The 22,676-nt window shown below is 61.0% G+C and carries 19 protein-coding genes and 3 pseudogenes; 17 read left to right on the top strand and 5 right to left on the bottom strand.

Going from position 1 to position 22,676, the window contains the following annotated elements:
• From atzF to AUK77_RS18460, 13 genes and pseudogenes are all read left to right on the top strand, one after another.
• Positions 1-1,502, top strand: a pseudogene (atzF, locus tag AUK77_RS18520) (allophanate hydrolase); the annotation flags it as partial.
• A gap of 3 nt (positions 1,503-1,505) precedes the next feature.
• On the top strand, positions 1,506-2,237 hold the full coding sequence (locus tag AUK77_RS18515) for a GntR family transcriptional regulator (RefSeq protein ID WP_296132748.1): 732 nt from the start codon (positions 1,506-1,508) through the stop codon (positions 2,235-2,237).
• A gap of 96 nt (positions 2,238-2,333) precedes the next feature.
• Complete coding sequence (gene urtA / locus AUK77_RS18510) at positions 2,334-3,599, top strand: urea ABC transporter substrate-binding protein (RefSeq protein WP_296132742.1); 1,266 nt, start codon at positions 2,334-2,336, stop codon at positions 3,597-3,599.
• A 174-nt stretch (positions 3,600-3,773) separates the two neighbouring features.
• Positions 3,774-5,345: an urea ABC transporter permease subunit UrtB gene (gene urtB / locus AUK77_RS18505; protein WP_296132740.1), complete on the top strand. Its 1,572-nt coding sequence runs from the start codon at positions 3,774-3,776 to the stop codon at positions 5,343-5,345.
• Positions 5,345-6,436: an urea ABC transporter permease subunit UrtC gene (gene urtC, locus AUK77_RS18500; protein WP_296132738.1), complete on the top strand. Its 1,092-nt coding sequence runs from the start codon at positions 5,345-5,347 to the stop codon at positions 6,434-6,436. The genes urtB and urtC overlap by 1 nt, the downstream gene beginning before the upstream one ends.
• Positions 6,436-7,257 carry an urea ABC transporter ATP-binding protein UrtD gene (urtD, locus tag AUK77_RS18495; protein WP_296132736.1) on the top strand — a complete coding sequence of 274 codons (822 nt, stop codon included), beginning with the start codon at positions 6,436-6,438 and terminating at the stop codon, positions 7,255-7,257. Before urtC ends, urtD begins: the two co-directional genes overlap by 1 nt.
• 115 nt (positions 7,258-7,372) lie before the next feature.
• Entirely contained in the window at positions 7,373-8,071 is a 699-nt protein-coding gene (urtE, locus tag AUK77_RS18490) for an urea ABC transporter ATP-binding subunit UrtE (protein ID WP_296132746.1), read from the top strand.
• A gap of 96 nt (positions 8,072-8,167) precedes the next feature.
• Entirely contained in the window at positions 8,168-9,007 is an 840-nt protein-coding gene (locus AUK77_RS18485) for an urease accessory protein UreD (protein WP_296132734.1), read from the top strand.
• A 3-nt stretch (positions 9,008-9,010) separates the two neighbouring features.
• On the top strand, positions 9,011-9,313 hold the full coding sequence (locus AUK77_RS18480; RefSeq protein ID WP_296132732.1) for an urease subunit gamma: 303 nt from the start codon (positions 9,011-9,013) through the stop codon (positions 9,311-9,313).
• A 151-nt stretch (positions 9,314-9,464) separates the two neighbouring features.
• Positions 9,465-9,959, top strand: a complete 495-nt coding sequence (locus AUK77_RS18475; RefSeq protein WP_296132730.1) for a GNAT family N-acetyltransferase — start codon at positions 9,465-9,467, stop codon at positions 9,957-9,959.
• 7 nt (positions 9,960-9,966) lie between these two features.
• Complete coding sequence (locus AUK77_RS18470) at positions 9,967-10,275, top strand: urease subunit beta (RefSeq protein WP_296132728.1); 309 nt, start codon at positions 9,967-9,969, stop codon at positions 10,273-10,275.
• 83 nt (positions 10,276-10,358) lie between these two features.
• Positions 10,359-12,059 (top strand): urease subunit alpha, encoded by a 1,701-nt coding sequence (gene ureC / locus AUK77_RS18465; protein WP_296132726.1) that lies wholly within the window; start codon positions 10,359-10,361, stop codon positions 12,057-12,059.
• 226 nt (positions 12,060-12,285) lie between these two features.
• A complete protein-coding gene (locus tag AUK77_RS18460) occupies positions 12,286-12,786 on the top strand; it encodes a transposase (RefSeq protein ID WP_296132724.1) in 501 nt (166 codons plus the stop codon).
• A gap of 165 nt (positions 12,787-12,951) precedes the next feature.
• Here the strand turns inward: AUK77_RS18460 and AUK77_RS18455 are convergent, their stop codons facing one another.
• The 4 genes from AUK77_RS18455 to AUK77_RS18440 form a co-directional block, all read right to left on the bottom strand.
• Positions 12,952-13,218 (bottom strand): DksA/TraR family C4-type zinc finger protein, encoded by a 267-nt coding sequence (locus AUK77_RS18455; RefSeq protein WP_296132722.1) that lies wholly within the window; start codon positions 13,216-13,218, stop codon positions 12,952-12,954.
• A 72-nt stretch (positions 13,219-13,290) separates the two neighbouring features.
• Positions 13,291-14,154, bottom strand: coding sequence for an oxaloacetate decarboxylase (locus AUK77_RS18450; RefSeq protein ID WP_296132721.1), 864 nt, complete (start codon positions 14,152-14,154; stop codon positions 13,291-13,293).
• 118 nt (positions 14,155-14,272) lie between these two features.
• On the bottom strand, positions 14,273-15,274 hold the full coding sequence (locus AUK77_RS18445) for a type II secretion system F family protein (RefSeq protein ID WP_296132719.1): 1,002 nt from the start codon (positions 15,272-15,274) through the stop codon (positions 14,273-14,275).
• Positions 15,275-15,310: 36 nt separating this feature from the next.
• Positions 15,311-16,021, bottom strand: a complete 711-nt coding sequence (locus AUK77_RS18440; RefSeq protein ID WP_296132717.1) for an ABC transporter substrate-binding protein — start codon at positions 16,019-16,021, stop codon at positions 15,311-15,313.
• Between the two features lie 360 nt (positions 16,022-16,381).
• On the opposite strand from AUK77_RS18440, the pseudogene AUK77_RS18435 reads away from it, so the two are divergent.
• The 4 genes and pseudogenes from AUK77_RS18435 to AUK77_RS18420 all read left to right on the top strand — a co-directional run bounded on the left by AUK77_RS18435 (position 16,382) and on the right by AUK77_RS18420 (position 20,037).
• Positions 16,382-17,076 (top strand): annotated as a pseudogene (locus AUK77_RS18435) (VC0807 family protein).
• Between the two features lie 44 nt (positions 17,077-17,120).
• Positions 17,121-17,530: pseudogene (locus AUK77_RS18430) on the top strand (YqaA family protein).
• A 136-nt stretch (positions 17,531-17,666) separates the two neighbouring features.
• Entirely contained in the window at positions 17,667-18,611 is a 945-nt protein-coding gene (locus AUK77_RS18425) for a YbhN family protein (protein WP_296132715.1), read from the top strand.
• A 160-nt stretch (positions 18,612-18,771) separates the two neighbouring features.
• Positions 18,772-20,037, top strand: a complete 1,266-nt coding sequence (locus tag AUK77_RS18420; protein ID WP_296132713.1) for an Hsp70 family protein — start codon at positions 18,772-18,774, stop codon at positions 20,035-20,037.
• Between the two features lie 269 nt (positions 20,038-20,306).
• On the opposite strand, the gene AUK77_RS18415 is transcribed toward AUK77_RS18420, so the two are convergent.
• Positions 20,307-22,622 carry a YgiQ family radical SAM protein gene (locus AUK77_RS18415; RefSeq protein WP_296132744.1) on the bottom strand — a complete coding sequence of 772 codons (2,316 nt, stop codon included), beginning with the start codon at positions 22,620-22,622 and terminating at the stop codon, positions 20,307-20,309.
• Between the last annotated feature and the right edge of the window lie 54 nt (positions 22,623-22,676).

The following is a 22,676-nucleotide window of genomic DNA, read 5'->3' as shown; positions in this document are numbered from 1 at the left end:
CCACCACAGCAGCCTGCCCGGCGTTCGCCTACACCGCCGAGGCGGATGCCACGGTCGTGGCACGCCTGCGGGCAGCCGGTGCCATTCTGATCGGCAAGACCAACCTCGATCAGTTTGCCACGGGGCTGGTCGGCACCCGTTCACCCCATGGCGCGGTGTGCAACAGTTTCAACCCGGATTACGTCAGCGGTGGTTCCAGCTCCGGTTCGGCCAGCGTGGTGGCGCGCGGCTTGGTGCCCTTCTCGCTCGGCACTGACACCGCCGGATCCGGGCGCGTACCGGCCGGATTCAACAATATTGTCGGGCTCAAACCGAGCAAAGGCTGGCTGCCGAACACCGGGCTGGTGCCCGCCTGTAAAACACTGGACTGCATCTCGGTATTTGCCCTGACCGTGGCCGATGCACTGGCGGTGGCGCAGATCTCCGGCGGCTATGATGCTGCCGATCCGTACAGCCGTCACAACCCCTGCACAGCCCCAGTCGGCATGCCGACCAAGCCACGCCTGGCCGTGCCGAGCAACCCCGAGTTCTTTGGCGACACACAAAACCAAGCCGTGTTCGAGCAAGCGCTGGGCAAACTGCGTGAGCTGGATGTGCAGTTGGTAGAAATCGACTTCGCACCCTTCCAGCAACTGGCCGAACAGCTCTATTACGGCAGCTGGGTGGCCGAACGCACGGTGGCGCTGGAAGGCGTCAATCCTGAGCACATCAACCCGGTGGTACGCGGCATCGTCGAGAACGGCCATCAATACAGCGCCTGCGATGCCTACAAGGCCGAATACATCCGCGCCGAACTGAGCCGCACGATCAACGACATCCTGGCCGGTTTCGATGCCCTAGTGGTACCGACCTCGCCGACCCTGCGCACCCTGGCCGACATGGAGGCCGAACCGGTGCTGTTCAACAGTCAGTTCGGCACCTACACCAACTTCACCAACCTCGCCGATTTATCCGCCCTGGCCCTGCCGGCCGGTTTTCGCGCCGATGGTTTGCCCGCTGGCATCACTCTGATCGCTCCGGCTTGGCACGATCAGGCCCTGGCTGCCTTCGGCCAACGCTGGCAGCAAGCGCTCAAGTTACCGCTAGGCGCGACCGGGCAACCCTTACCGGAAGCGCTTCCGCGCCACACACCCGCCCCCGGCAGCGTGCGCGTCGCTGTAGTGGGCGCGCACCTGACTGGCATGCCGCTGAATTTCCAGCTCACCAGCCGCAACGCCGTGCTGGTCGAGCAGACCACCAGCGCCGCCACCTATCGCCTGTATGCCCTGCCCGGCACCGTGCCGCCAAAACCGGGCCTGGCGCGTGTGGCTGAGGATGGCGCGGCGATCATCGTCGAGCTGTGGGACATCCCTCAGGCACGCTTTGGCGAGTTTGTCGCGGAAATCCCCGCCCCGCTGGGCATCGGCAACCTGCAATTGGCCGATGGCCGCTGGGTCAAAGGCTTTATCTGCGAGCCTTATGCCCTGCACGGCGCGCGCGATATCACCAGCTTTGGCGGCTGGCCCATGCAACTGAGCGGCGCGCCCAGCAGCGGTAAGGAACGCCCGGAGAATTTCGCCGAGCGCATCTACCAGCAGCTCAAAGACGACATCTTTGAGTTTCGCCTGCTGCCCGGTGATCGCTTCTCCGAAGGCGAGATCGCCGCGCGCATGGCCGTCAGCCGCACGCCCGTGCGCCAGGCGCTGTATCGATTGGAACGAGAAGGCTATCTGCAGGTGTATTTCCGCAGCGGCTGGCAGGTCAAGCCGTTCGACTTCGCCCATTTTGAGGAGTTGTACGAGGTGCGCATCGTTCTCGAACTGGAGGCCGTGCGGCGCTTATGCGAACGCCCCGTCGAGGAGCAGTCGTCTGCACTGGAACAACTCAAGCGCACCTGGCTGGTGCAGCCCGAGCAACGTTTGCAGGATGGCGCTGAAGTCTCGCGCCTGGATGAGCGTTTTCATTGCTTGTTGGTAGAGGCTGCGGGCAACCGCGAAATGGCCCGCCTGCACGCCGAAGTGAGCGAGAAGATCCGCATTATCCGGCGCCTGGACTTCACCCAGAGCCCACGCGTAGCGGCCACTTATGCCGAACATGGACAAATACTTGCGGCAATTTTGTCGCGCCGGAGCAAAGAGGCACAGCTATTGCTCAAGACCCATATAGAGGTCAGCAAAGCCGAAGTGCGCAAAATCACCCTGCACATGCTGCACAGCGCGCGTCAGCGCACTGTTCAGACGCCAGAGGTGACGACCTGAGGTGAACGCCCTAGGGCTAGCGCCTGTTTTAACTGCCAGACAAAAAACTAAAAACCAGCAGCTCAAACACTTAAGTTCGTGAATGGAGATCGCACCATGCAACGTCGCAATCTGATCAAGGCCTTTACCCTGTCCGCTTCCATCGCCGCCATGGGCATGAGCTGGACCCTGCAAGCCGCCGAAACCATCAAGGTGGGCGTGCTGCATTCGCTGTCTGGCACCATGGCCATCTCGGAAACCTCGCTGAAAGACATGGCCCTGATGACCATTGACGAGATCAACGCCAAAGGCGGCGTGCTCGGCAAGCAACTTGAAGCCGTGGTAGTTGACCCGGCGTCCAACTGGCCGCTGTTCGCCGAACGTGGTCGTCAGTTGCTGACCCAGGACAAAGTCGCCGTGACCTTCGGCTGCTGGACCTCGGTGTCGCGCAAATCCGTACTGCCGGTCTATGAAGAACTCAACGGCCTGCTGTTCTACCCCGTGCAGTACGAAGGCGAAGAGATGTCGCCAAACGTCTTCTACACCGGTGCAGCGCCAAACCAGCAAGCCATTCCGGCAGTCGAGTACCTGATGAGCGAAGACGGCGGCGGTGCCAAGCGCTACTTCCTGCTCGGCACTGACTACGTTTACCCGCGCACCACCAACAAGATCCTGCGCGCCTTCCTGATCAGCAAAGGCGTGGCCGATAAAGACATCGAAGAGGTCTACACCCCGTTCGGTCATAGCGATTACCAAACCATCGTCGCCAACATCAAGAAGTTCTCCGCTGGCGGCAAAACCGCAGTGATCTCCACCGTCAACGGTGACTCCAACGTGCCGTTCTACAAAGAACTGGCCAACCAGGGCATCGAAGCCACCGACATCCCGGTTGTAGCCTTCTCGGTCGGTGAAGAAGAACTGCGCGGCATCGACACCAAGCCGCTGGTTGGCCAACTGGCCGCCTGGAACTACTTCCAGTCGGTCGAGAACCCGGTCAACACCAAGTTCGTCGCCGACTGGAAAGCCTACGCCAAGGCCAAAAACCTGCCGAACGCCGATACCGTGGTCACCAATGACCCGATGGAAGCCACTTATGTAGGCATCCACATGTGGGCGCAGGCCGTTGAAAAAGCCGGCACCACCGATGTCGACAAGGTGCGTGAAGCCATGTACGGGCAGACCTTCGCCGCGCCAAGTGGCTTCACCCTGACCATGGATAAAACCAACCACCACCTGCACAAGCCCGTGATGATTGGTGAAGTGCAGGAAGACGGTCAGTTCTCGGTGGTCTGGCAGACAGAAGGGCCAGTCCGTGCACAGCCATGGAGCCCGTACATCGAAGGCAACGACAAGAAGCCGGATTATGCGGTGAAGTCGAACTAAGGCAAAAAAGCCCTCCCCCTTTAATCTGCTGATAGCGCAGCGCGCGTTTACCGCCCCTCTCCCGCTGCGGGAGAGGACGTGGGCGACCCGTGAAGGGGGGAAGGTCGCTGTAGCCCGGATGCAATCCGGGAAGACCGCTCCCGGATTGCATCCGGGCTACGCCAAGGAACTCCCATGTCCACTGCCCTTACCCGAATTCTGCTGAGCCTGCTGTTGCTGCTGCCCCTGGCCGCGCACGCCGGTGATGCCCAAGACTTTGTCGCCGCTAACCCAGCCAAGCAGGCCAGCCTGCTCGAACGCTGGTCCGCCGCGCCCGATGCGGCGCGCCTGCCGTTGATCGAAGCCCTGCAGCAAGGCCGCGTCGCGGCAGACAGCGCGAAAAACGCCTTTATTGAAATAGATGGTGCGTATCAGCCCGCCGAAGGCGACGCGCAGCCTGTCGAAACACCCAAGAAGCTGCGCCTGAATAACCGCCTGCGCGGCCTAACCGCCACCGCACTGGCCAGCCACCAACTGCTCGGCGAAGACCCGGCGCTGCGCCTGGCCGCTGCCAAGCAACTGCAGAAGAGTGCCAAACCGGCGCAACTGCAACTGCTCAACGCCCAAGTCGCCAGCGAAACCGACGATGGCGTGCGCGATGCCCTGACCCTCGCCCTGGCCAACCTGCAACTGGTCGATAGCGACCCGGCCGTGCGCCTGGCTGCCGTGCGCCTGCTCGGTGAAACCGGCGATCCACTGGCCCGCACCCGCCTGGAAACCCTGCTCGACCCCGCCGTCGAAAGCGATGCCGGTGTACGCACCGCCGCCGAAACCAGCCTGGCTCAGGTCAAACGCAAACTGCTGATCGGCGAACTGCTCGGCCAGGCCTTTAGCGGCCTGTCACTCGGTTCAATCCTGCTGCTCGCCGCGCTCGGCCTGGCCATCACCTTCGGCTTGCTCGGGGTGATCAACATGGCCCACGGCGAGATGCTGATGCTCGGGGCCTATTCCACCTACATGGTGCAGGTCATGTTCCAGCGCTTCGCCCCGGAAGCCCTGGCGCTGTACCCGTTGGTGGCATTGCCGGTGGCCTTCTTCGTCACCGCCGCCATCGGCATGGCCCTGGAACGCACAGTGATTCGCCACCTCTACGGCCGCCCATTGGAAACCCTGCTCGCCACCTGGGGCATCAGCCTGATTCTGATCCAACTGGTGCGGGTGATCTTCGGCGCGCAAAACGTTGAAGTGGCCAACCCGGCCTGGCTGTCGGGGGGCATCCAAGTGCTGCCCAACCTGGTGCTGCCGTACAACCGCATCGTCATCATCGGCTTCGCCCTGTTTGTGGTGCTGCTGACCTGGCTGCTGCTGAACAAAACCCGCCTCGGCCTGAACGTGCGCGCCGTCACGCAGAACCGCAACATGGCCGCCTGCTGTGGCGTGCCCACCGGCCGGGTGGACATGCTCGCCTTCGGCCTCGGCTCCGGTATCGCCGGCCTTGGCGGCGTGGCCCTGAGCCAGATCGGCAACGTCGGCCCGGACCTCGGCCAAAGCTACATCATCGACTCCTTCCTGGTGGTGGTGCTCGGCGGCGTCGGTCAGCTGGCCGGTAGCGTGATGGCCGCCTTTGGCCTCGGCATCGCCAACAAAATTCTCGAACCGCAGATCGGCGCCGTGCTCGGCAAGATCCTTATCCTCGCGCTGATCATTCTGTTTATTCAGAAACGCCCGCAAGGTCTGTTTGCTTTGAAAGGACGGGTGATCGACTGATGACTATGCCCCTGAATCAAACCTTATTAGCCCGCGCCAGCGCCAAGCTTGGCCCGCAAGCGTCCATGGCCATCGGCCTGCTGGTACTGGCCATATTGCTCGCCATGCCGCTGCTGCACCTGCTGCCCGCGGACAACGCCCTGCATGTGTCGGCCTACACCCTGACCCTGGTCGGCAAAATCCTCTGCTATTGCATCGTCGCCCTGGCGCTTGACTTGGTCTGGGGTTATGCCGGGCTGTTGTCGCTCGGTCACGGCCTGTTCTTTGCCCTCGGTGGCTACGCCATGGGCATGTACCTGATGCGCGAAGCGGCGGGCGACGGCCTGCCGGCGTTTATGAGCTTCCTCGCCTGGACCGAGCTGCCTTGGTATTGGTACGGCACCGACAGCTTCCTCTGGGCCATGTGCCTGGTGGTGCTGGCCCCCGGTTTGCTCGCACTGGTGTTCGGCTTCTTCGCCTTCCGCTCGCGGATCAAGGGCGTGTACTTCTCGATCATGACCCAGGCGCCGACCTTCGCTGGGATGTTGCTGTTCTTCCGCAACGAAACCGGCTTTGGCGGCAACAACGGCTTTACCAACTTCCGCACCATTCTCGGTTTCGACATCACCGCCGCGCACACCCGCGCGGCGCTGTTCTTCGCCACCGTGGTGCTGCTAGTGGCCAGCCTGTACCTGGGCTGGCGACTGGCGCGCAGCAAGTTCGGCCGCGTGCTCACCGCGCTGCGTGATGCGGAAAACCGCCTGATGTTCTGCGGCTACGACCCACGCGGCTACAAGCTGTTTATCTGGGTACTCAGCGCCGTGCTCTGTGGTCTTGCGGGTGCGCTGTATGTGCCGCAAGTGGGCATCATCAACCCCAGCGAAATGTCGCCGACCAACTCCATCGAAGCCGCCGTGTGGGTCGCCCTCGGCGGGCGTGGCACGCTGATCGGCCCGCTGCTCGGCGCAGGCTTGGTCAACGGCATGAAGAGCTGGTTTACCGTGGCCTTCCCCGAGTACTGGCTGTTCGCTCTGGGCTTTCTATTTATCGTCGTGACGCTGTTCCTGCCTAAAGGCGTGATTGGCTTGTTACGCAAGAAAGGAGAGCAATAATGCGCGCTACGCCAGCCCCCGACCTGATGCTCGAACCTGCCTATGACCCAGCCGGCAGCGGGCGCGACCCGATCGGCACCAGTACCCTGGCCAACAAAGGTCTGAACGTGCGCCACGGCACCATCCTGACCTTGGAAGACATCAACGTCAGCTTCGATGGCTTCAAAGCGCTGACCAACCTGACGCTGTATATCGGCGTTGGTGAGCTGCGCTGCATCATCGGCCCCAACGGTGCCGGCAAGACCACCATGATGGATGTGATTACCGGCAAAACCCGCCCTGACAACGGCGTCGCCTACTTCGGCGAAACCCTCGACCTGACCAAAATGAGCGAGGTGCAAATCGCTCAGTCCGGCATCGGCCGCATGAGCGTGTTCGAAAACCTCGAACTGGCGCAGAAGACCAACAAATCGGTGTGGGCCAGCCTGCGCGCCAAACTGACCGGCGAGCAGCAAGACCGCATCGACGAGGTGCTGCAGACGATCAAACTCGACAGCTCGCGCTCACGCCCCGCCGGGCTGCTGTCGCACGGGCAGAAGCAGTTTCTCGAGATCGGCATGCTGCTGGTGCAAGACCCGCAACTGCTGCTGCTCGATGAGCCGGTGGCGGGCATGACCGACGCCGAAACCGAGTTCACCGCCGAGCTGTTCAAGTCGCTGGCACGCAAGCACTCGCTGATGGTGGTTGAGCACGACATGGGCTTTGTCGGCTCCATCGCCGACCACGTCACCGTGTTGCACCAAGGCAGCGTGCTGGCCGAAGGCTCGCTGGAACAGGTGCAGAACGATGAGCGAGTGATTGAGGTGTATCTGGGGCGCTGAAGTTTTGTAGGTTGGGTTGAGGAGCGTAGCGACGAAGCCCAACGCAATGCCAGGATCACACATGTTGGGCTTCGCTGCGCTCAGCCCAACCTACGTAGAGCACAAGGACATTCACATGCTGCAAGTCCAACAACTCCACCAATACTACGGCGGCAGCCATATCCTGCGGGGCCTGTCGTTTGAGGTGAAAGTCGGCGAAGTCACCTGCCTGCTCGGCCGTAACGGCGTGGGCAAGACCACCCTGCTGAAATGCCTGATGGGCCTGATCCCGGCTAAAGAAGGCGCGGTGAACTGGGAAGGCAAAGCCATCACCGCCTTCAAGCCGCACCAGCGCGTGCACGCCGGTATAGCCTACGTGCCGCAGGGCCGGGAAATTTTCGGCCGCCTGACCGTGGAAGAGAACCTGCTCATGGGCTTGTCTCGCTTTCCCGGCAGCGACGCTAAGGTGGTACCGGAATTTATTTATGAGCTGTTCCCCGTGCTGCGCGAGATGAAACATCGCCGCGGCGGCGACCTCTCCGGCGGCCAGCAACAACAGTTGGCCATCGGCCGCGCGCTGGCCAGCCAACCGCGCTTGCTGATCCTCGATGAACCCACCGAAGGCATCCAGCCCTCGGTGATCAAGGAGATCGGCGCGGTGATCAAAAAACTCGCCGAGCGCGGCGACATGGCGATTTTGCTGGTCGAGCAGTTCTATGACTTTGCCGCCGAACTGGCCGACCAGTACCTGGTGATGAGCCGCGGCGAAATCGTCCAGCAGGGCCGTGGTGAGACCATGGAAGCCGACGGCGTGCGCGGCCTGGTGGCGATATAAACACAACCTGTAGGAGCGAGCTTGCTCGCGATTGCGATTCGCGAGCAAGCTCGCTCCTACAGAACAGCAAAACCTTATTCCCACAACAAGATAACCATGAACGCACCCGTACCCACGCCGCTCTTCACCCCCAGCTGGCACGCCGAGCTGGAACTGGGCTATGGCCTCGACGGCAGCACCACGCGCCCGACCCTACGCCGCCACAAAGGCCCGCTGCGGGTGCAAAAGCACCTGTACGCCGAAGGCCCCGAGGTGTGCCAACACATCATCGTCCACCCCCCCGGCGGCATTGCCGGCGGTGATCGCCTAGACATCACCGCCACGGTTGGCCGCAACGCCTGGGCGCAGCTGACCAGTCCCGGCGCAGCCAAGTGGTACCGCGCCAAAGGGCCGGCTTACCAACACATCTGCCTGCGCGTCGAAGCCGGTGCAACCCTGGAATGGCTGCCGCAGGAAACCATCGTCTATGCCGAGGCCCAGGCCGAACTGAGCACCGAAATTGACCTCGAAGGCGATGCCAAGCTGCTCTACTGGGACGTGGTCGCCCTCGGCCGACCGGCCAGTGGTGAGCGCTTCGACGCCGGCCTTTTTCACGCACAGTTGAATATCCGTCGCGACGGCCAGTTGTTCTGGCATGAGCGCCAGCGCGTGGTCGGCGACGACGGTTTGCTCGACTCGCCCATCGGCCTAGACGGCCAACCGGTGTTTGCCACCTTGCTGATCACCGGCGAAATCGACAGCGAACTGCTCGACCAGTGTCGTACCCTCAGCACCCCAGTGCGCGGAGACCTCAGCCAATTACCCGGCCTGCTGGTCGCCCGCTGCCTGGCCAGTGAAGCGCTGCATGCCCGCGCCTGGTTGATTGAACTTTGGCGGCTGCTGCGCCCTGCTTTACTCGGGCGCAGCGCTGTCCCCCCCAGAATCTGGAGCACTTGAACAATGGATTTAACCCCACGCGAAAAAGACAAACTGCTGATCTTCACCGCCGGTTTAGTGGCCGAACGCCGCCTGGCCCGGGGCCTCAAACTCAATTACCCGGAAGCCATGGCCTATATCTCCGCTGCCTTACTGGAAGGCGCACGTGACGGCCAGACCGTAGCCGAGCTGATGCACTTCGGCACCACCCTGCTGAGCCGCGATCAAGTGATGGAAGGCATCCCGGAAATGATCCCGGATATCCAGGTCGAGGCCACCTTCCCGGATGGCACCAAGCTAGTAACCGTCCACCAACCGATCGCCTAAGGAACCCATCCAATGTCTACTGCGCTTGCCCATGCTGCGTTGCAAATTGGCTCGGATTGCTCATTGACAGGCGTCAACTGCGCATCCTCGCCAACTTGCGCCTTGCCTGAGCTGCGCTCGCTACGACCTTGAATGGATTCCTGGAAAACACATGATTATCCAAGACGCCACCGCCGCTGACCTGCCCGCCATTCTTGCGATTTATAACGACGCGGTGCAGCACACCACGGCGATATGGAATGAAACCCTGGTGGATCTGGCCAATCGCCAGGCTTGGTTGAATGAGCGCAACGCCGCCGGCTTTCCGGTGCTGGTGGCCCATAACGATGCCGGCGATGTTGTCGGCTACGCCAGCTACGGCACTTGGCGCGCCATTGAAGGCTTTCGCAATACCGTCGAACACTCGGTGTACGTGCGCAGCGACCAACGCGGCCAGGGCCTCGGCCCTTTGCTGATGCAAGCCCTGATCGAACGCGCGCAAGCCGCCGGCCTGCATGTGATGGTGGCGGCCATCGAGAGCGGCAACAGCGCCTCGATCCGCCTGCACGAGCGCCTCGGCTTCGTCACCAGCGGACAGATGCCGCAAGTCGGCCGCAAATTCGGCCGCTGGCTGGACCTCACCTTTATGCAACTGAACCTGGAGTGAAGCAGCAATGATCCCCGGCGAATACCAGATCCAGGACGGCGAAATCGAGCTGAATGCCGGCCGCCGCACGCACCGCCTGACCGTGGCCAACAGCGGCGACCGGCCGATCCAGGTCGGCTCGCACTATCACTTTTTTGAAACCAACGACGCCCTGACCTTCGACCGCGCCAGCACGCGCGGCATGCGCCTGAACATCCCAGCCGGCACCGCCGTGCGCTTCGAGCCGGGGCAAAGCCGCGAAGTGGAACTGGTTGACCTGGCCGGCCATCGCCGTGTGTTCGGCTTTGCCGGACGGGTGATGGGCGCGCTGGATTAGGCACAAATAATCAAAGCCTGTGGGAGCGCCGCCCGGCCCCTTCTACAGAGCTAAACCGAACGCACTGTGTCAGGACCTTATTGATGAAAATTTCCCGCCAAGCCTACGCCGACATGTTCGGCCCCACCGTCGGCGACAAAGTGCGCCTGGCCGACACTGAGTTGTGGATCGAGGTTGAGAAAGACTTCACCACCTATGGCGAAGAAGTGAAATTCGGCGGTGGCAAGGTCATCCGCGACGGCATGGGCCAGGGCCAACTGTGCGCCGCCGATGTGGTCGACACGCTGATCACCAACGCGCTGATCATCGACCACTGGGGCATCGTCAAAGCCGACGTGGGCCTCAAAGACGGGCGCATCGCCGCCATCGGCAAAGCCGGTAACGCCGACATTCAGCCGGACGTGACCATCGCCATCGGCGCAGGCACCGAAGTGATCGCCGGCGAAGGCATGATCCTCACAGCCGGCGGCATCGACAGCCATATCCACTTCATCTGCCCGCAGCAGATCGAAGAAGCCTTGATGAGCGGGGTCACCACCATGATCGGTGGCGGCACCGGGCCAGCCACCGGCACCAACGCCACAACCTGCACCTCAGGGCCGTGGCACATGGCGCGCATGCTGCAGGCCGCCGATGCCTTTCCGATGAACATGGGCTTTACCGGCAAGGGCAACGCCTCTTTGCCGGAACCGCTGATCGAGCAGGTCAAGGCCGGCGCCATCGGCCTCAAGCTGCATGAAGACTGGGGCACCACCCCGGCGGCCATCGACAATTGCCTGAGCGTGGCCGATCAATACGACGTGCAGGTGGCGATTCACACCGACACGCTGAACGAATCCGGCTTTGTCGAAACCACCCTCGCCGCGTTCAAGGGCCGCACCATCCACACCTACCACACGGAGGGGGCCGGTGGCGGTCACGCGCCGGACATCATCAAGGCCTGCGGCTTCCCCAATGTGCTGCCCAGCTCGACCAACCCGACCCGGCCGTTCACCAAGAACACCATCGACGAACACCTCGACATGCTGATGGTCTGCCACCACCTTGACCCGAGCATCGCCGAGGACGTGGCCTTCGCCGAAAGCCGCATTCGCCGCGAGACCATTGCCGCCGAAGACATCCTGCATGACCTCGGCGCGTTCAGCATGATCAGCTCCGACAGCCAGGCCATGGGCCGCGTCGGCGAGGTGATCACCCGCACTTGGCAGACCGCCGACAAGATGCACAAGCAACGCGGCCCGCTGGAAGGCGACGGCCCCGGCAACAGCAACTTCCGGGTTAAACGCTACATCGCCAAGTACACCATCAACCCAGCCATCACCCACGGCATCAGCCACGAAGTCGGCTCGGTCGAAGTGGGCAAATGGGCCGATCTGGTGCTCTGGCGGCCGGCGTTCTTTGGCGTTAAACCGACGCTGATTCTCAAGGGTGGCGCGATTGCCGCCAGCCTGATGGGCGACGCCAACGCCTCGATCCCCACGCCGCAGCCGGTGCATTACCGCCCGATGTTCGCCAGCTACGGTGGCAGCCGTCACGCCACCAGCTTCACCTTTATCAGCCAGGCGGCGTTTGAGGCGGGCGTGCCAGAGCAGTTGGGCCTGAAGAAGAAGATTGGCGTGGTCAAAGGCTGCCGCACCCTGAAAAAGAGCGACCTGATCCACAACGACTACCAACCCACCATCGAAGTGGACGCGCAGAACTATCAGGTCAAGGCCGACGGCCAACTGCTCTGGTGTGAGCCGGCGGATGTGCTGCCAATGGCGCAACGCTATTTTCTGTTCTGACAGGATCACCGCTGTTGGGCTTCGCTGCGCTCAACCACAACCTACATCACCCCGTAGGTTGCGGTTGAGCCGCGCAGCGGCGAAACCCAACAGCCACAACCCACACGCCCCGTAGGTTGTGGTTGAGCCGCGCAGCGGCGAAGCCCAACAACTACCCCAACACCCAAGCAACCTATAAACACCGGTCTACACTGGAGACATATTTCACTCACCAAGGACGGTGAATATGCGCTATCGACGCGCCTGGGTGCCTGGTGGCACTTACTTCTTTACGGTCACGCTCGCCGACCGCAGCCAAACACTACTGACCGACCATATCGAGCCGCTCCGACAGAGCATTCGTAGCGTTCGCGCACGCCATCCATTCGAGATTCTGGCGATGGTGGTATTGCCCGATCACCTACATTGCATCTGGCAACTACCCGAAAACGATCTGGACTACCCAACGCGATGGGCCCTGATCAAGCCCGCCTTTAGCCGTCAGGTCGCCCCCGGCGAATGCATTTCGCTTTCGCGTCACCTCAAACGAGAACGCGGCATCTGGCAGCGGCGCTATTGGGAACATTGCATCCGTGATGAGCATGACTTTCAGCGGCATGTTGACTACATCCACTACAACCCAGTTAAACATGGCCACGTCCAGCATCCGCTTGAATGGCCCTATTCCTCCATTCACAGCTATGTGCGCCGGGGACTGCTACTGCCAGACTGGGGTGGAGCTTCGTAGGTTGGGTTGAGGAGCGCAGCGACGAAGCCCAACGAGGCATACCAATGGCCTGTTGGGCTTCGCTGCGCTAAACCACAACCTACCCAAACCCATCGCCAGCATAACCACACGTAGGTTGCGGTTGAGCCGCGCAGCGGTGAAGCCCAACAGCAATCACCTAGACCCTCAGCGCAACTGACTGTCCTTACTACCCCGGCGGTTATAACCGCTGAATTTGGCCTGTTCCTTGTCATGCTCGGTTTGGCAGGCCACGCACAGGTGCACACCGGGGATGGCTGTACGCCGTGCTTCGGGAATGATGGCGTCGCACTCCTCGCAATGGCTCAGGCTTTCGCCGCGCGGCAGTTGGCTGCGAACACGGGCAATGGCGTCTTCGATGCTGCTATCGATTTGCTCCTGAACCGCGCCATCGTTTGCCCAACCACCGGCCATGCACTCGCCCTCCGTTGTTTACGCTGTAGGTATGCGCCGAAATGCGATGAACCTCAAGCGCAGGCGGTCGGCCTACTCCTTGACCTCCATAAACTCGCGCGCCCAGACGATGTAGTCCTCGGGTTGCGTGTATTTATGCGTCAGTTCGGTGGCGTTGAGTTCGCAAGGTTCGGCTCCGCGCTGCTCACGCAAGCAGTCGTAGGTGGCCTTGATCGCCGCGAAGTAAGCAGCATGGCCGTTGACCACAATGCGCACACCCAGCGCGGCCAGACGGGCGTTGTCGCGCAGTTTGGGGTTGCCGTAGGTGACCAGCATCAGCGGAATGCTCAGGGCAGCGGCGATCTGCTCCAGATGAGCAAAATCCTCGACGCCGACCAGGCAGATGGCATCCGCCCCGGCGGCCTGATAGGCATGCGTGCGGCGAATAACTTCGCTGACATCCAGCACGCCGGCATGGGTGCGGGCGATGATCGCCAGGTCCGGATCAACCCGCGCTTCCAATGCCGCGCGTATTTTGCCGACGCCTTCGTCAATGCTGATCAGGTCAGTGGATTTGCGCCCGAATTGCGCAGGCAGCAGGGTGTCCTCAAGGGTTAACGCGGCAATCCCGGCGCGCTCCAGCTCAACCACGGTGCGCATCACGTTCAGCGCATTGCCGTAGCCATGATCCGCATCGGCAATCACCGGCAGACGGCTAACGCGGCCAATGCGCGTGGCCTGCTCGACAAACTCACTGAGGGTAATCAGCGCGAAGTCGGGGGCGGCCAGAACTTGTAGTGAAGCTACAGAACCACCCAGAATGCCCACTTCAAACCCTAAATCAGCGGCGATGCGGGCTGCCATCGGATCAAACACTGAAGCGGTGTGATAACAGCGATTTGAGGCTAACAGCGCACGGAACTGGGCGCGCAGGTCATGATGCGAGGTTCTTTGCATGGGGCACCATAGGGCAAGGTCAATTCTGGGCCGGCAATTATGTAGTAAAACTACAAATCAAGCTTGTAGTAAAACTACATGCTCCCGCAGAAACCTTGCCCCGAGCTTTCAACAGACCTTAAGTCGCCAACTCAACCGGCATACGTGGCGCAAACCCCGCGCCGGTCACCAGCCCATAAGCCATCCATAGCATCACTGCGGCATACAACAGGCGCGGCAACCAGGTGGCTAACTGCTCAAAAAAACCATCCAGCTTTTGCGTTTCTACTGCGGCGTAATTAAGCAGGCTGGCCGGCAGCGTGCCGCTGGCTTCACCGGTGCGAACCAGGCCAAGCGCCAGACCATGCCCGGGGAAATCCACTGTATTCAACGCCTGGGTGAGCGACTGCCCACTTTGCACCGCCAACTGCAAGGCACTGAAGCGTTTACGCGGCGGCGCATGACTGATCGCCGCGCAGGCCTTGGGTAGCGCGTCCAACATGGGCATGCCCGCTTCCAGCATCAGCCCGAGGCTGTCGAAAAAATCACGCAGGTTGCGCCTTAGCAATGCGGTTCCCAGCAGGGGCACCCGCACCAGCAACGTTTCGAGTAAAGATGCTTTCGCCGCCGGTGCGGCTTGGCGTCGTCGATAGAGGCTACGCCCTAGCCCATACAGCGCAGTCATGCTGAGTAACGGCCAGAGCACACCCCACAGGTAGCCAGCCACGCTCAACTGACCGCTGACCAACTGCGGCAGCGGCTGAATAAGCAGCGCCAGCACCAGCACCGCAGCCGGCATGATCAGTCGCGATTTCAGCGCTGCGGCCTGCTTGGCGCGATGTGCGTAGCGCTCCGCCAGACGTTGATAGACCGCCGCCAAACAACCACTGGCTTGCCCCGCTCGCAACAAGGTGGCATCCAGCGGAATCAACCAACCGCTGCGCAGCCCGGCAGTGGCCATGTCGGCGCCGCGCTCAAGTTGCGCCTGCAACTCAGCCTGTACGCCACGGGCATGCGCCGGCACCGAGAGGCTGCGCAACGCGTGTAGGGCTGGCACTCCGGCTTTTTCCATGGCAGCCAGGTGCGCAAAAAACTGCGCGCGCTCGGAGGAGTCCAGCGCGATAAGGCGGGTCGTAGGCATCCGTGACTCGAAGCGAAATAAAAAGGGGATATAGCGCTATTGAGGGGGCGCCGGCAAATCGGCGTGAGGCATCCAGCGTTGAAAGACTTCGGCAAAACTGCCGTCTTGATGCATACCGCGCAGGGCCTCTTGCCAGCGCTCGATCACGGCGGCATCGGTCTGCAGGGAAAAAGCGATGTAATACGCCGAGCGCATCAAGGGTAAATGGGCTTGCACGTCCTCAGCACGCAACCCGCCGCGGGCCAACTCTGCATCCAGAGTCAGGTCTTCCGTGGCAATTAACTTCACTCGACCATGTTTGAGCATGGTCACCATATTTTTCGAACTCGGCACACCGTAGAGGTTTTTAAAACCATGTGATTCAAGGGTTTCGAAGGTGTACCACTGCTTGGGCACCGCTAAGGGCCCGCTGGCAGCGGCGTCTTGCAGCGTATCGAAACGCAGATTGCGCGACTTCAATGAATAGAACCGCGTGGTGCCAATGAGGATTGGGCCGACCCATTGGAAACGCGCCTCTCGCTCAGGCGTACGAACGGTGGAGAAAATCGCTGTATCGGGCCGCTGCTGAGCCAAGTTGTAGCCGCGCGTCCAAGGCATCAATTCAATCTGCGAAGAATCGCCCGTACGCTCAATCAGCGCGCGCACTACTTCAACTGCAAAACCATGCAGTTCGCCATTGTGGCTATAGCTGGTGGGCGGCGCCTCTTCTGTGATCAGGTGCAACTCCGCCCTGACCAACCCTGCCATCCAGCAAACAAGCCAACAACCGAGCAGGCAACTTCGTTTTAGCAAGATCCATTCTCCAAGCCGTGAAATCAGCCTAGCTCAGACCTGAAAAATTGCCTCAACGTGCCGCCAATGCTGGCATGGAACATAATCCGCCCGACTCAATACGCGGCAGACAGCCAGCACACCGATCACAGGCTTAATAACGACGCCGTTAAGACGCAGCAACGCAGCGAGCGGTTTCGCATGGGCAAAGCACCCACCACACAAACCGACACGACACGGCGGCCTCACACTTTTTCACACTCCAAACGCTAGCCGGGCTGGCAGCCACGGCCTAGTCAGGCGATCATCACGCCTCTTTTGCGCAGCCAGAATGATATGAACGACACCACACGCACGCCTCACGCCACTCACAAGCCCCGCCCAATGGTCGATTTGCTGGTGAGCCTGATTATCCCCTCGCTGATTCTGATGAAACTCAGTGGTGAAAGCGATTTAGGCGCAGACGGCGCGCTGCTCTTGGCACTGTCGTTCCCTCTGCTCTGGGGCAGCTTTGAGCTAATCAAATACCGCAAATTCAACTTTATCGCCCTGCTTGGCCTGATCAGCGTGCTGCTTACCGGCGGCATTGGTCTGCTTAAGTTGGATAACCAGTGGCTGGCGATTAAAGAAGCGGCGATCCCATGCGTGATTGGCATCGCCGTGCTGGTGTCGACTTACACCCGCTACCCACTGATTCGCACCCTGCTGTTTAACAAAAACGTGTTGAACGTCGACAAAATCCACGAGCGCCTAGAGCAAGCGGGCAACACCCAGCAATTTGAAACGCGCCTGCTCAGGGCCACTTACTGGCTGAGCAGTACGTTCTTTTTCTCTTCGGCGATGAACTACATCCTGGCCAAGTGGATTGTCGTAAGCCCAGCCGGCAGTGAAGCCTTCAACGCAGAACTGGGCCGCATGAACCTGCTCAGCTACCCGACATCTTCTACTACCTGTGGCGCACCATCCACGGCCTTACCGGCCTCAAGCTGGAAGAGGTGATGGCCAATCCCGAACAGGATAAAACCTCCTGAATGGCATTGGCTGGACCAACCGCCAGCCAGATCAGGCATAACCCATGCTGACCCTCTCGGCTTACCTCGGGCTGTTCCTCTCCGCCCTGGGCGCGGCCACGCTGCTGCCCCTGCAGTCGGAAGGCGTGCTAGTGGCGCTGTTACTCAGCCAAGCGTACTCGCCTTGGGCGCTGCTGGTGGTGGCCATCGCCGGCAATGTGCTCGGTTCCGTGATCAATTGGCTGCTCGGCCGTTACCTTGAACACTTTCGCCAGCGGCGCTGGTTCCCCGTGCCCGCTACGGCCGCTGGTCGTTGCTGCTCAGTTGGGTGCCGATTATCGGCGACCCTTTGACCTTGGTTGCCGGCATCATGCGTGAGCGCCTATGGGTGTTTCTGCTGATTGTGGCCTTGGCTAAAACCGCTCGATATGCCTTATTGGCCACCCTGACAGTGGGCTGGGTTGGACTCTCGTAGAAACACTTCTTCACCCTAGCCGAACACGCCAAGGTTGAGCATCGGCCGCGCCTTCGCGATACTCCGCAGCCTTCGCACGACTTTGCGCGATGCCTGTCAACGAGCGAGGACCAATATCAGTGGAACGGCAGCCTCTATGAAAAAAAGCGATCTGATCTGGACCCTTGTGGGGCTCGTTGCAGTGCTGTTGTCGTGTTACCTGCTTTATCACCAGGTGCGTAACATTTCACTGAGCGAAATTGCCGACAGCTTGCGCGCAATTCCGCAAGCACGGTGGTTATTAGCCATCGGGGCGACCCTCGGGGCTTATATCGCCCTGGCCTGGTACGACCGAATTGCTCTCGCACACCTCGGCAAGACGATCTCTTGGCGGTTTATAAGCCTGTGCTCCTTCACCACCTACGCATTGGCGCACAACATTGGCGCGTCCGTTTTTTCAGGCGCGCTGGTGCGCTACAGGGCTTACCGCAGCAAGGGCCTCACGCCTCAAGAAATTGGCATTTTGATTGTCTTTTGCTCATTTACGTTTGCCTTGGGTACCGTGCTGGCCAGCGGCATTATTTTGCTGCTGGAGCCTAACCTGATTCACCGCTTGGCCGAGGTAACGCCGCTGGTTTCAGAGGTCATTGGCCTGCTCATGTTGATGCTGGTGGCACTCTATGTGCTCGGTTCCTGGCGGCAATTCAAACCCTGGCGCTGGGGCAAATTGCACCTTGAATACCCGCGACTGAATATTGTGGGCCGGCAGTTACTGGCCGGACCGCTGGAGTTGGCGTGTGCGGCAGCAATTATCTATTTTGCGCTGCCTGCGGAACACAATCCCGGATACGTGGTGGTATTCGGCGTCTTCCTCGCGTCATTCTCGTTGGCGTTGCTTTCTCACGCGCCGGGCGGCCTTGGTGTGCTTGAAGTGACCTTTATCGCCGCCCTACCCGAAGTACCAAAAGCTGATGTACTGGCTGCTTTGATTGTCTTCCGCTGCTTCTATTTGTTGTTACCGTTCGCGCTCTCGTTACTGGTCGTGCTGGGGTTCGAGTGGACGCAATGGAAAAAGAACCGTACCGATGCAGACAGCCTGTAAATCCGCAGGGCACAAACGATAGGCCGATAAATAGGGCAGCATGGCGCGGCACTCTCGCATAGAATGCGCGGCCGTTTTTCTGGCTTGCCCTGCCACCCCTAGACAATGGTCACAGGCACGCTGAAAAACTCCCGGTAATTGTTCAGGAACAGCGCGCCGCATGACTCTTTCTACGCCCGCCCGCGCCTGCGGCATCGATTTTGGCACCTCCAACTCCACCGTCGGCTGGCTGCGCCCCGACGCCGAGACGCTGATCCCGCTGGAAGACGGCAAGATCACCCTGCCATCAGTGGTCTTCTTCAACCTCGAAGAACGCCGCCCGGTCTACGGCCGTCTGGCTCTGCAGGAATACCTGGAAGGTTATGAAGGCCGCCTGATGCGCTCGCTGAAAAGCCTGCTGGGCAGCAAATTGCTGAAAAGCGAAACCACGGTGTTGGGCAGCGCCCTGCCGTTTAAAGACCTGCTCGGCTTTTTTATCGGCGAACTGAAAAACCGCGCCGAAGCCACTGCCGGCCGGCCCTTCGAGGAAGTGGTACTGGGCCGCCCGGTGTTCTTCGTCGATGACGACCCGGTGGCTGACCTGGAGGCACAAAACACCCTGGTGGCCGTGGCGCACAAGCTTGGCTTCAAGGACGTGTCGTTCCAGTACGAGCCGATTGCGGCGGCCTTCGACTATGAGTCCGGCATTGAGCGCGAAGAGCTGGTATTGATCGTCGATATCGGCGGTGGCACCTCAGACTTCTCGCTGGTGCGCCTGGCGCCCGAGCGCCGCCAGATCGCCGACCGGCACAGCGACATCCTCGCCACCGGCGGCGTGCATATCGGCGGCACCGACTTCGACAAGCAACTCTCGCTGGCTGGGGTGATGCCATTGTTCGGCTACGGCAGCCGAATGAAAAGCGATGCGCCGATGCCCACCAGCACGCACCTGAACCTAGCCACCTGGCACACCATCAACGCAGTGTACTCGGCGCAGTCGCAGCGCCAGTTACAGAGTATGCGCTACGACATCGTCGACCCGACCGGCATTGATCGCCTGTTCAAGCTGATCGAACGGCGCGACGGCCACTGGCTGGCCATGCAGGTGGAAGACAGCAAGATCGCCCTCACCGAGCAGGATGCCCGGCCCATCGACCTAAGCAGACTGGAAGACGGCCTAGTCGCCGAGCTGACCCGGACACTGTTTGAAGGTGCCATCGAGCCGCTGCTGGAGCGCGTGCGCGCCAGCGTCACGCAACTGCTCGGCGATGCCGGCGTAAGCGTGGCGCAGGTCGATACAGTGTTCTTTACCGGCGGTTCCAGCGGCATCCCGGCGCTGCGCCAGAGCGTCGCTGCCATGCTGCCAAACGCCCGGCATGTGGAAGGCAACACCTTCGGCAGCATCGGTAGCGGCTTGGCCATCGAGGCGCAGAAGCGCTACGGTTAATCTGTAGCCCGGATGAAATCCGGGGATAAGGTCTAATAGCTCCCGGATTGCATCCGGGCTACAACGGAACAGCCGTAGGATGGGTTGAGCAAAGCGATACCCATCAACACGCCACAGACCACTCGATGGGTTACGCCGCTACGCGACTAACCCATCCTACAGTGATAGTGGATGAGAAGGCGTCATCCACTCTACGCAGCTAATTAGCAGCCCCTGCCTCCACCATAAAAAACGCCAGCTTAGCGCTGGCGTTTTTTATTCCCGCACAATCAGCGCGGCACAACCGGCTTCTTCGGCGGCTTCTTGCCTTTACCCTTGGCCGCGTCGGAACGCTCTTTGGCCGCCTGCTGGTTACGCGCCTGCGCGGCCGCTTTGGCCTGTTCGCGCTTGTCCCAAGGGTTGCCACCTGCTGCGCCAGTATCACGCGGCGGTAGGCCGGTGTGCTGGGTGAGCATTGGCTTGCTCTTGGTGGTGTCCTTGGCGACTTTGTGGCTACCGGCTGGCGTCGAGTTCTTCCGGCGTGCGCTCTGGTAGCTGTCGGTCGCTGGCTGATGCAGCGGAATAAGCTGGTTCTTGCCCGGCCCGATCAGGTCGGCGCGCCCCATGCGGGTCAGCGCTTCGCGCAGCATTGGCCAGCCTTTCGGGTCGTGATAACGCAGGAACGCCTTGTGCAGCCGGCGTTGCTCCTCGCTCTTGACGATGGTCACGCCGTCGCTTTTGTAGCTGATCTTGCGCAGCGGATTCTTACCCGAGTGGTACATGGCCGTGGCCGTGGCCATCGGCGAGGGGTAGAAGGCCTGCACCTGGTCGGCACGGAAGCCATTGCCCTTGAGCCACAGCGCGAGGTTCATCATGTCTTCGTCGGTGGTGCCGGGGTGCGCAGCGATAAAGTACGGAATCAAGTACTGCTCTTTGCCCGCCTCTTTCGAGTACTTCTCGAACATGCGCTTGAACTTGTCGTAGCTGCCAATGCCCGGCTTCATCATCTGATTCAGCGGGCCTTCCTCGGTGTGCTCCGGGGCAATCTTCAGGTAGCCACCGACGTGGTGGGTGACCAACTCCTTCACATATTCCGGTGACTCAACCGCGAGGTCGTAGCGTAGGCCGGATGCAATCAGAATCTTCTTCACACCTGGCAATGCGCGAGCGCTGCGATAGAGCTGAATCAAAGCCGAGTGGTCGGTGTTAAGGTTCGGGCAGATGCCGGGGAACACGCAGGACGGCTTGCGGCACGCGGATTCAATTTCCGGGCTCTTGCAGGCGATGCGGTACATGTTTGCGGTCGGCCCGCCGAGGTCAGAAATCACCCCGGTAAAGCCTGGCACCTTGTCGCGGATCTCTTCGATCTCGCGGATGATCGACTCTTCCGAACGGTTCTGGATGATGCGGCCTTCGTGCTCGGTGATCGAGCAGAAGGTGCAGCCGCCAAAACAGCCACGCATGATATTCACCGAGAAACGGATCATGTCGTAGGCCGGGATTTTCTCCTTGCCATACACCGGGTGCGGCACACGCGCATAGGGCATGCCGAACACGTAGTCCATTTCTTCGGTGGTCATGGGAATGGGCGGCGGGTTGAACCACACATCCACGTCGCCATGCTTCTGCACCAGCGCGCGGGCGTTGCCCGGGTTGGTTTCCAGGTGCAGCACGCGGTTGGCGTGGGCGTACAACACTGGGTCATTGCGCACCTTTTCCATGGACGGTAGGCGGATCACCGTTTTGTCGCGAGTCATGCGCGGGCTGGCGAGCAGTTGCACGACCTTCGGCTCGTTCGGGTCTTCCAGCGGCCCTTTGCTCTGCTCGATGGCGCAGGCTTCGGTGTCCTGAGTGTTCACATAGGGGTTGATGATCTTGTCGACCTTGCCCGGCCGGTCGATACGCGTGGAGTCCACCTCGTACCAGCCCTGCGGCGTATCGCGGCGAATAAACGCGGTGCCGCGCACGTCGGTGATGTCTTCAATCTTGTGGCCATAGGACAGGCGCTGGGCGACTTCGACGATGGCGCGCTCGGCGTTGCCGTACAGCAGAATGTCGGCGCTGGCGTCGATCAGGATCGAATTACGCACACGGTCCTGCCAGTAGTCGTAATGGGCAATGCGGCGCAGGGAGGCTTCGATACCGCCGAGGACAATCGGCACGTGTTTATAGGCTTCTTTGCAGCGCTGGCTGTACACCAGGCTGGCACGGTCCGGGCGCTTACCGGCCAAGCCGCCGGGGGTGTAGGCGTCGTCCGAGCGGATTTTCTTGTCGGCGGTGTAGCGGTTGATCATCGAGTCCATGTTGCCGGCCGCGACGCCGAAGAACAGGTTCGGCTCGCCGAGCTTCATAAAGTCGTCTTTCGACTGCCAGTTGGGCTGGGCGATGATGCCGACGCGAAAGCCTTGCGACTCCAGCAGCCGGCCGATGATCGCCATGCCGAACGACGGATGATCCACGTAGGCATCGCCGGTCACGATGATGATGTCGCAGCTGTCCCAGCCAAGCTGATCCATCTCTTCCCGACTCATCGGCAGGAAAGGCGCAGGCCCGAAACACTCGGCCCAATACTTTGGATAATCGAATAACGGCTTGGCGGTTTGCATGGACATGGAAAGTGACCGGTGTAGGCGAACAGGGATGGAAAATCGCGGGCGCGG

It is taken from the genome of Pseudomonas sp. Ga0074129 (assembly GCA_001465025.1).
Taxonomy (GTDB): Bacteria; Pseudomonadota; Gammaproteobacteria; order Pseudomonadales; family Pseudomonadaceae; genus Aquipseudomonas.
This window is presented reverse-complemented; position numbering and strand designations above follow the sequence as displayed.

What these genes read in the sequence shown, in the direction of transcription:
- ureC (WP_296132726.1), top strand. Translation starts at nt 10,359, where the DNA reads ATGAAAATTTCCCGCCAAGCCTACGCCGACATGTTCGGCCCCACCGTC.
- urtE (WP_296132746.1), top strand. Translation starts at nt 7,373, where the DNA reads ATGCTGCAAGTCCAACAACTCCACCAATACTACGGCGGCAGCCATATC.
- AUK77_RS18415 (WP_296132744.1), bottom strand. Translation starts at nt 22,622, where the DNA reads ATGCAAACCGCCAAGCCGTTATTCGATTATCCAAAGTATTGGGCCGAG.
- AUK77_RS18475 (WP_296132730.1), top strand. Translation starts at nt 9,465, where the DNA reads ATGATTATCCAAGACGCCACCGCCGCTGACCTGCCCGCCATTCTTGCG.
- urtC (WP_296132738.1), top strand. Translation starts at nt 5,345, where the DNA reads ATGACTATGCCCCTGAATCAAACCTTATTAGCCCGCGCCAGCGCCAAG.
- AUK77_RS18445 (WP_296132719.1), bottom strand. Translation starts at nt 15,274, where the DNA reads ATGCCTACGACCCGCCTTATCGCGCTGGACTCCTCCGAGCGCGCGCAG.
- AUK77_RS18460 (WP_296132724.1), top strand. Translation starts at nt 12,286, where the DNA reads ATGCGCTATCGACGCGCCTGGGTGCCTGGTGGCACTTACTTCTTTACG.
- AUK77_RS18515 (WP_296132748.1), top strand. Translation starts at nt 1,506, where the DNA reads ATGCAACTGAGCGGCGCGCCCAGCAGCGGTAAGGAACGCCCGGAGAAT.
- AUK77_RS18485 (WP_296132734.1), top strand. Translation starts at nt 8,168, where the DNA reads ATGAACGCACCCGTACCCACGCCGCTCTTCACCCCCAGCTGGCACGCC.
- AUK77_RS18480 (WP_296132732.1), top strand. Translation starts at nt 9,011, where the DNA reads ATGGATTTAACCCCACGCGAAAAAGACAAACTGCTGATCTTCACCGCC.
- AUK77_RS18450 (WP_296132721.1), bottom strand. Translation starts at nt 14,154, where the DNA reads ATGCAAAGAACCTCGCATCATGACCTGCGCGCCCAGTTCCGTGCGCTG.
- AUK77_RS18470 (WP_296132728.1), top strand. Translation starts at nt 9,967, where the DNA reads ATGATCCCCGGCGAATACCAGATCCAGGACGGCGAAATCGAGCTGAAT.
- urtD (WP_296132736.1), top strand. Translation starts at nt 6,436, where the DNA reads ATGCGCGCTACGCCAGCCCCCGACCTGATGCTCGAACCTGCCTATGAC.
- AUK77_RS18420 (WP_296132713.1), top strand. Translation starts at nt 18,772, where the DNA reads ATGACTCTTTCTACGCCCGCCCGCGCCTGCGGCATCGATTTTGGCACC.
- AUK77_RS18455 (WP_296132722.1), bottom strand. Translation starts at nt 13,218, where the DNA reads ATGGCCGGTGGTTGGGCAAACGATGGCGCGGTTCAGGAGCAAATCGAT.
- AUK77_RS18425 (WP_296132715.1), top strand. Translation starts at nt 17,667, where the DNA reads ATGAAAAAAAGCGATCTGATCTGGACCCTTGTGGGGCTCGTTGCAGTG.
- urtB (WP_296132740.1), top strand. Translation starts at nt 3,774, where the DNA reads ATGTCCACTGCCCTTACCCGAATTCTGCTGAGCCTGCTGTTGCTGCTG.
- urtA (WP_296132742.1), top strand. Translation starts at nt 2,334, where the DNA reads ATGCAACGTCGCAATCTGATCAAGGCCTTTACCCTGTCCGCTTCCATC.
- AUK77_RS18440 (WP_296132717.1), bottom strand. Translation starts at nt 16,021, where the DNA reads ATGGCAGGGTTGGTCAGGGCGGAGTTGCACCTGATCACAGAAGAGGCG.